Annotated in this window: 2 protein-coding genes; one reads left to right on the forward strand and one right to left on the reverse strand. The window is 71.4% G+C overall.

Annotated features, from left to right (window positions below):
• Window positions 1–147: 147 nt before the first annotated feature.
• Complete coding sequence (locus ACFYY2_RS34680; RefSeq protein WP_388750729.1) at window positions 148–993, reverse strand: TraR/DksA family transcriptional regulator; 846 nt, start codon at window positions 991–993, stop codon at window positions 148–150.
• Window positions 994–1,565: 572 nt separating this feature from the next.
• Here ACFYY2_RS34680 and ileS point away from each other — a divergent pair.
• Window positions 1,566–4,715: an isoleucine--tRNA ligase gene (gene ileS / locus ACFYY2_RS34685; protein WP_388750732.1), complete on the forward strand. Its 3,150-nt coding sequence runs from the start codon at window positions 1,566–1,568 to the stop codon at window positions 4,713–4,715.
• Window positions 4,716–4,840: the final 125 nt, after the last annotated feature.

A 4,840-nucleotide genomic window follows, 5' to 3' on the forward strand; every position in this document is an offset into this window, starting at 1 on the left:
CGGGGGGGGGGGTGTTGGCGGCCTCCCTGTTTGCGCGCCCCCCCCTCCCGCTTTGCCACCACAACCTTGTGGGCCTTTCTTTTTTGCGGTGTAACCCCCCGGGGGGGGGGGGGGGGCCCCCCCCCCCCCCCCCCGCCCGGCATCGGGTCACTGGCCCCGCCGCTCCTGCTTCTGCTTGTCCTCGACGCAGAGCGTGGCCCGGGGGAACGCCTGCATCCGGGCCTTCCCGATGGGATTGCCGCAGACCTCGCAGAGGCCGTACGTCCCCGCGTCCAGCCGGGCCAGGGCCCGCTCCGTCTGGTCGAGCGTCTCCTGGGCGTGGGCGGCCAGGGACAGCTCGTGCTCACGGGTGATGTTCTTCGTGCCGGTGTCGGCGTCGTCGTCACCGGCCCCGTCCCCGGAGTCGCGCATCAGGCCCGCCAGGGCCGCGCCCGAGGCCTCCAGCTCGGTGCGCAGCCGCGCGGCCTCGCCGGTCAGTTCCGACCGGGCCGCTTCGACCTCCTCCGGCGTCCAGGGGTCCTCTCCGGGCCGGACCGCGAGCTCCCCGGGAGCCGTCGCGGCGGCGCGTGCCTGGGGCACCGCCGTGGCGGCGCCCTTTCCGACAGCCGTGGTCCGGCCGGCGCTCTTCTTGGCTACCACCGTGTGGGCTCCTGTCTGCTCTGCGGCATGCGCCGCCCCCGTTGCCTTCTTCGAAGCCTTCTTGGCTGCGCTCTTCTTCGCCGTGCTCTTCTTCACCGGCCCGTGGTGGCCCGGCTCCTCACCCGGTTCGCCGGGCGGACGCTCCGCGGCCTTCTTCGCGGTCCTCCCGGGCGCCTTCTTCGCCGCCTTCCTGGCCGCCTTCCGGGCCGGTCCGCCCGCCGGCTTCTTCGCCGGTTCCTCCCGGTCCGCCTCCTGGGCGGTCCGCTCGTCGTCGCCCCCAGGGCTCTCCCCGGCAGCCGCGGCCGTGGATCTCTCGGCCGCCGTTCTCGATCCGGCGGTCTTCTTCGCCACCATGGCCGCGGCCCCTTCACATAGTGTGATCTTGCACGCGAATCGTGCTGGGACGATAAATCGACCCCAGCCCCGCGGCAACGGGGCACGCCGCCGGTTCGCCCCTCCCCGCGTCCGGGCGGGGCGCGCCTCCAAGCGTTGTGCCCAGCTCCCCGCGGGGTAATCCGCCCACGTCCGCCCTCCGGGACGGCTTCCGGGCTCCCGGAGGGGCGTCTGGCCATTCGGGTCACGCCCCGCCCGGCGGATAAACCGGTCGGCCGTCGCCCGTACGGGCCCGTACACTGGCCGCAGCGAGAGGCATGGACGGGACGAGTAGCGTCGTACGCAGCCGGCAGCGACCCGGGGACGGTGGAAGCCCGGGGGCGAGCGCGTCGTGAAGATCACCCCGGAGCCGCCGGAAGAACGCTCTGGTCACGTGGGCCCCGCCCGCGCGCACAGAGTCACTAGACCCGGCGTCGCGACCCAATGAGGGGGCCACGGGCGCATGCCCGGGGCCAAGGAGGGTGGTACCGCGGGAGCCCGGGCTCTCGTCCCTCCGACGGAAGTGGAAGACGTCCGCCGGAGGAAGCCCGCACATGACATCGCCGCAGTACCGCCAGGTACCCGCCCAGGTCGACCTGCCCGCCCTCGAGCACGCCGTGCTCGACTTCTGGCGCGACGGCAAGGTCTTCGAGAAGACCCTCGAACAGTCCGAGGGCCGCCCCGAGTGGGTCTTCTACGAGGGCCCGCCGACCGCCAACGGCATGCCCGGTGCCCACCACATCGAGGCCCGCGTCTTCAAGGACGTCTTCCCGCGCTTCCGCACCATGCAGGGCTATCACGTCGGCCGGAAGGCCGGCTGGGACTGCCACGGCCTGCCGGTCGAGCTCGCGGTGGAGAAGGAGCTCGGCTTCAACGGCAAGAAGGACATCGAGGCGTACGGCATCGCCGAGTTCAACGCCAAGTGCCGCGAGTCCGTGACGCGCCACACCGACGCCTTCGCCGAGCTGACGACCCGTATGGGGTACTGGGTCGACCTGGACGACGCGTACCGCACCATGGACCCGGAGTACGTCGACTCCGTGTGGTGGTCGCTGAAGGAGATCTTCAACAAGGACCTGCTGGTCCAGGACCACCGCGTCGCCCCCTGGTGCCCCCGCTGCGGCACCGGTCTCTCGGACCACGAGCTCGCCCAGGGCTACGAGACGGTCGTCGACCCCTCGGTCTTCGTGCGCTTCCCGCTGACGAGCGGCCCGCTCGCGGGCGAGGCGGCACTGCTGGTCTGGACGACGACCCCCTGGACCCTGGTCTCCAACACCGCCGTCGCCGCGCACCCCGACGTCACCTACGTCGTCGCGACGGACGGCGAGGAGAAGCTGGTCGTCGCGCAGCCGCTGGTCGAGAAGTCGCTGGGCGAGGGCTGGGAGCTCACCGGGCAGTCGTTCACCGGACGGGAGATGGAGCGCTGGACCTACGAGCGGCCGTTCCAGCTGGTGGAGTTCCCGGCCGAGGCGCACTTCGTCGTCAACGCCGAGTACGTGACGACCGAGGACGGCACGGGTCTGGTCCACCAGTCCCCCGCGTTCGGTGCCGACGACCTCGTCGTCTGCCGCTCGTACGGCCTGCCGGTCGTGAACCCGGTCCGCCCCGACGGCACGTTCGAGGAGGACCTCCCGCTGGTCGGCGGCGTGTTCTTCAAGAAGGCCGACGAGGCGCTCACCGAGGACCTGGCGGCACGCGGCAAGCTCTTCCGCCACGTGCCGTACGAGCACAGCTACCCGCACTGCTGGCGCTGCCACACGGCCCTGCTCTACTACGCGCAGCCGTCCTGGTACATCCGCACGACCGCGGTCAAGGACCGGCTGCTCCAGGAGAACGAGAAGACCAACTGGTACCCGGACTCCGTCAAGAACGGCCGCTTCGGCGACTGGCTGAACAACAACGTCGACTGGGCGCTCTCGCGCAACCGCTACTGGGGCACACCGCTGCCGATCTGGCGCTGCGAGGACGGCCACCTCACCTGCGTGGGCTCCCGCGCGGAGCTCACCGAGCTGACCGGCACGGACCAGTCGGACCTCGACCCGCACCGCCCGTTCATCGACGAGATCACCTTCACGTGCTCGCACGCGAACTGCCAGCTGGAGGCGTACCGCGTCCCGGAGGTCATCGACGCCTGGTACGACTCGGGTTCGATGCCGTTCGCGCAGTGGGGATACCCGTACAAGAACAAGGAGGTCTTCGAGAGCCGCTACCCGGCACAGTTCATCTCGGAGGCCATCGACCAGACGCGCGGCTGGTTCTACACGCTGATGGCGGTCGGCACCCTCGTCTTCGACAAGTCGAGTTACGAGAACGTCGTCTGCCTGGGCCACATCCTCGCCGAGGACGGCCGCAAGATGTCCAAGCACCTGGGCAACATCCTCCAGCCGATCCCGCTCATGGACCAGCACGGCGCCGACGCCGTCCGCTGGTTCATGGCGGCCGGCGGCTCCCCCTGGGCCGCGCGCCGGGTGGGCCACGGCACCATCCAGGAGGTCGTCCGCAAGACGCTCCTCACCTACTGGAACACGGTGGCCTTCCAGGCCCTGTACGCCCGTACGTCGAACTGGGCGCCCTCGGCGGCCGACCCGGCGCCCGCCGACCGCACCGTCCTGGACCGCTGGCTGCTGAGCGAGCTCGGCACCCTGGTCGACGAGGTCACCAAGGCGCTGGAGGCCTACGACACGCAGCGCGCCGGCAAGCTTCTCTCCGCCTACGTCGACGACCTGTCCAACTGGTACGTCCGCCGCTCGCGCCGCCGCTTCTGGCAGGGCGACAAGGCGGCCCTGCGGACGCTGCACGAGGTCGTGGAGACGATCACCCGGCTGATGGCTCCGCTGACCCCCTTCATCACGGAGCGTGTCTGGCAGGACCTGATCGTCCCGGTCGGCCAGGACGCCCCGGAGTCGGTGCACCTGTCCACCTGGCCGAAGGCGGACCCGGCTTCGATCGACCCCACGCTCTCCTCGCAGATGGCCCTCGTACGCCGCCTGGTCGAGCTGGGCCGGGCCACGCGCGCGGAGTCGGGGGTCAAGACCCGGCAGCCGCTGTCGCGGGCCCTGGTCGCGGCCTCGGGCTTCGACTCGCTCACGCCCGAGCTCCGCGCCCAGATCACCGAGGAGCTGAACGTCTCCTCACTGGCCTCCCTGTCGGAGGTCGGCGGCTCGCTGGTCGACACCACGGCCAAGGCGAACTTCCGCGCACTGGGCAAGCGGTTCGGAAAGGGCGTCCAGGCGGTGGCCAAGGCCGTCGCGAACGCCGACGCCGCCGCGCTGAGCCTGGCCCTGCGCGAGGGGACGGCCTCGGTGGAGGTGGACGGCGAGCAGGTCACCCTGGCCCCCGACGAGGTCATCATCACGGAGACCCCGCGCGAGGGCTGGTCGGTGGCCTCGGACTCGGGCGCGACGGTCGCCCTGGACCTGGAGATCACCCCGGAGCTGCGGGCCGCCGGACTGGCCCGTGACGCGATCCGGCTGATCCAGGAGGCCCGCAAGAACAGCGGCCTGGACGTGGCCGACCGCATCGCGGTGCGCTGGACCTCCACGTCCGCCGAGACGGCACAGGCCCTGGCCGCGCACGCGACCCTGATCGCGGACGAGGTGCTGGCCCTGGACTACGCGCAGGGCGAGGCGGACGACACGTACGGCACGCCGTTCGAGGACGAGGGCCTGGGGCTGGTCTTCCGCCTCCGCAGGACCCAGCACTGACCGAACCGCCCGAAGGGCCCGGCCGGAGCGCGGCGGTTTCTAGGGATCGTCGCAACACGTGGTCGTGTTGATCAGGCCGCGAGCAGTTTATGCAGGCGCTCGGCTGGGGTTTCCCAGCCGAGCGT

It is taken from the genome of Streptomyces sp. NPDC001822, assembly GCF_042892135.1.
In the GTDB taxonomy this organism is placed as follows: domain Bacteria; phylum Actinomycetota; class Actinomycetes; order Streptomycetales; family Streptomycetaceae; genus Streptomyces.

Coding starts and splice junctions, on each gene's coding strand:
- ACFYY2_RS34680 (WP_388750729.1), bottom strand. CDS start 993: ATGGTGGCGAAGAAGACCGCCGGATCGAGAACGGCGGCCGAGAGATCC.
- ileS (WP_388750732.1), top strand. CDS start 1,566: ATGACATCGCCGCAGTACCGCCAGGTACCCGCCCAGGTCGACCTGCCC.